General features: G+C 60.2%; 2 protein-coding genes. Both read right to left on the reverse strand.

The features are described 5' to 3' along the window. Nucleotides 1-1,638 (reverse strand): DUF4332 domain-containing protein (locus B4F73_RS04915; protein WP_290482635.1); only part of this gene is annotated, 1,638 nt, incomplete at its 3' end. 106 nt (nt 1,639-1,744) lie between these two features. Next, the gene (locus tag B4F73_RS04920; RefSeq protein ID WP_290478526.1) at nt 1,745-3,085 is read right to left on the reverse strand and encodes an acyl-CoA dehydrogenase family protein; all 1,341 of its coding nucleotides are present in this window, start codon (nt 3,083-3,085) and stop codon (nt 1,745-1,747) included. Nucleotides 3,086-3,347 lie beyond the last annotated feature (262 nt).

Genomic DNA, 3,347 nt, shown 5'->3' on the forward strand with positions numbered 1-3,347 from the left:
TTCGACTTCCTCTTCGGCGAGGTAGTCGTCGTCGCGGATCACACGGTCCCCCTGTGGCGTCTGGAGGAATTCACTCGCCAACATGAACAGGGTGCGCGCAGGCGCCTCGGCCAGTTCCTTGCGATTGCGGATGCCCGCGCCGACAAGGATCTGGGCGTCGTGCACGCGCAGGCCCGGCACTTCCATCATCAGGATCGTCTGGTCCTTCCAGTCGTTCAGCGTGTCAATGTCGATATAGGCCACATCGACGAGGAAGACGGTCTCTTCCGTATCGCAATCCAGCAGGTCACCCACCGTGGTGATCCCCGCGCGCGACAGGCGTTTGGCCGTCTTCTTGCCAATGCTCGGCGCCTCGACCACGGGGGACTCGCGGGTGATGCGGCTGCGGCGGGCGACGTCGCCGGACTCCTCGCCAAGATCATCAGCAAGCGGCGCGGGGGCAGCGGCCTCGGGCTCCGGCTCGAACAAGACTTCTTCTGCCTTTGGGGGAGCCTTTTTCTTCGGCGGAGGGGCTTCCTCGGCCAGCGGCACTCCTGCTTCGGCCGGGTGAAGTGTTTCGTCGGTTGGCGCCGCTTCGATTACAGCCTCCTCGACCACATCCTCTTCAATAACGGTCGCCTCAGCGGCGATCTCGGCCTCATCCTCGATCAGTGCGGTCAGCAGGCGCTCCTCGACCGCCTTGTTCTTCGAACCTATTGGGCCAATCTCCTGTTTGTTCAGCTCTTTCAGCGGAACGCGCAAAACTTGTTTGGCGTGAAGCTTGCGGATTTCCTTGTCATCATCCGGCAGGGTACGGATGACCTTACCGGTCTTCTGATACTCCTTGTACATCCGCGTCACGGTGCGCTTGTCGGCCGCATCCGACAGTTTCGCCGTTACCCAGCGCAGCGGAATGTCCAGTGTCTCGATATAGCCCTGAAGGGTCAGATTAGTCTTGGGCGGGCTGACAGCAGCCTCCGCAATACCGCGTGAGAGGATCGCGCCGAATCCGGCCGTGGCATAGGCGACCAGTTCCACGATCGCATCGAACATGGTCTCGTCCAGCCCGGCGGGCGGATCCTTCACGCCCACGTCGAGATCATAATGGTCAATGAAGGTCTGATAGTGGGGATGCGACAGGCGCGCGCCATTGCGGACCATGTCGGCGATGAATCCTGCGCCGTCCGGCACTGGCACATCCGGATAGCCGAGCGTCTCTATGCGGGCATCAATCTTGTCGCGGGATTTGGCGATGCTCCACTCCACCGCCCGGTGCATCGTGCCCTCTTCCTCGGTCTGGCCGGTATGGAAGGGCTGGATCGGATCGGCATAATAATGGCTCAGCACGCCGAACGCATAGGCGGCCTTGCTCCATTGCTTGCGACGGAGATGGTCGACCGCCGTCGCATACCATTCCATCGCCTTGCCCGGCGCGCCGCCCCACTCCCCTTCGGAAACGTGCAGGACATGGTTGCGGAAATCCTTGAACTTGGAATCCGGCGCCTTGGCCCCTTCGAGCAGGTGCTCGTGGTGAACCAGGAACAGGTCCTTCCACTTGTCGGCCTCCTCCGAGGCTATGAGCGACAGCGCGTCCATCGCGATATAGTGGTGCGTCGAGCGGCACCGATGGCCGCGAATTACTCGTTCGAGCAGAGACATGCCCGTCTCCCTTCCCGCCTGATTCAATCTGGATCAAACGAGAAATGCCTAATGATAGTTACGCCATCATTAACCATTCGCGCGGGAGGGGAAGTTTCTGCTGCGCCTACCGCACCGCAAAATCGGTGGGCTCGGTGCTCTTGCCCTTGGCGTCTTTTTCGCCCTTGGCCTGGCCGTGCTTGTTGGGGCCCATGAAGCCGAAGAGGTGGCCACCGACCTTGCGCATCTGGATCTCTTCCGAGCCTTCGGTGATGCGATAGCGGCGATGGTGGCGGTAGATGTGCTCGAACGGCTTGTGGCGCGAATAGCCCATCCCGCCATGCACCTGCATCGCCCGGTCGGCGGCATTGCAGCAGAGCCGGTTTGCCCGGTAGTTGCACATGGAGACCTTGTCGGAGAGATGGATCGCGACGTCCGGCTTGGACATCTGGTCCATTTCCCAGGCCGTCTTGAAGATCAGCAGGCGCAGCATCTCGGCCTCGGTGGCGAGCTCCACAAGCGGGAACTGGATCGCCTGGTTGGTCGCGAGCGGCTTGCCGAACGGTTTGCGCTCACGGGCATATTGCACGCTCTCATTGATGCAATACATCGCGGCGCCCACCGAACTCGCGGCTTGGCGAATACGGTTCTCATGCACGAAATGCTGGGCCAGGGCGAGGCCCCCTTCCGGCGGGCCGAACACGGCATCTTCAGGCACCCAGACATCCTTGATGGTCAGGCGCGGATGGTCGGTCGGCATGTTGAAGGTCCACATGTATTCTTCAATGATGACGCCGGGATCACGCGCCGGTACGAGAAGACAGGTGATGCCCTTGGCGTCGCCATCTTCACCACTTGTGCGGCAGAACATCATGATGTGCGTGGCCACATGCATGCCGGTGATCCACATCTTCTCGCCATTGATCAGCCAGCCATCCTTGCCGTCGCGCTTCTGGCGCACCGCACGGGTTTCCATATGGGTCGCATCGGACCCATGATCAGGTTCGGTCAGGCCGAAACAAGCGAGAAACTTCCCGTTCAAAGCGTCTTCGGCAAGATGCTTCTGATCCGGCCGGGCGAAGTCGCGCAGCATCAGGATCTGCGGGAAATTGCCGACTATGGAATGTTCGTTCTGGAGATCATTGTGCAGGCCGAGGCCCTGTTCGGCGAAATGCTCGCGGATAATTGCCATGCCGAGGTTCGAGCCGTCCTGCCCGCCGAACTCCTTCGGCAACGCATAGCGCAGGTGTCCGGCCTTGTCGGCGCGGCGCTTTGCTTCGCGCAGCAATTCTTCCCATTCGGGCCGCGGCAGGCCCTCATTTTCGAAATCAGTCCGGGCCCATTCGCGCCGATGGTCGAAGAAGCGGATGTTGTCGTCCTGCTGTTCGAGCGGCCTAATCTCGTCCTCGATGAACTGGTCGAGCACGGTCAGATAATCGGCGATGTCCTGCGGGATATTGAAATCCATGATGCTTTGTCCTCCTGGGCGGTCGCCTCGGTGGCGATCTCTTTTCCACCTTCGAGACTACCGCACTGAAACCGCGCGGCAATTTATGCCGCCACGGCAGGATTGAAACAAAAATATAATCAATGAACAATTGACTTTTTATTCAATGATCATATTCTGTCGTTACGGTCACCACCGACCGCAACTGCAAGAAGGTTTCCTCCCATGCCGTCTTCCCGCCTCTCTCTTATCGTTGTCGCTGCCGGTCTTGCCGGCCTCGCCT

The sequence above is a fragment of the Hyphomonas sp. UBA3601 genome (assembly GCF_002375605.1).
GTDB lineage: Bacteria > Pseudomonadota > Alphaproteobacteria > Caulobacterales > Hyphomonadaceae > Hyphomonas.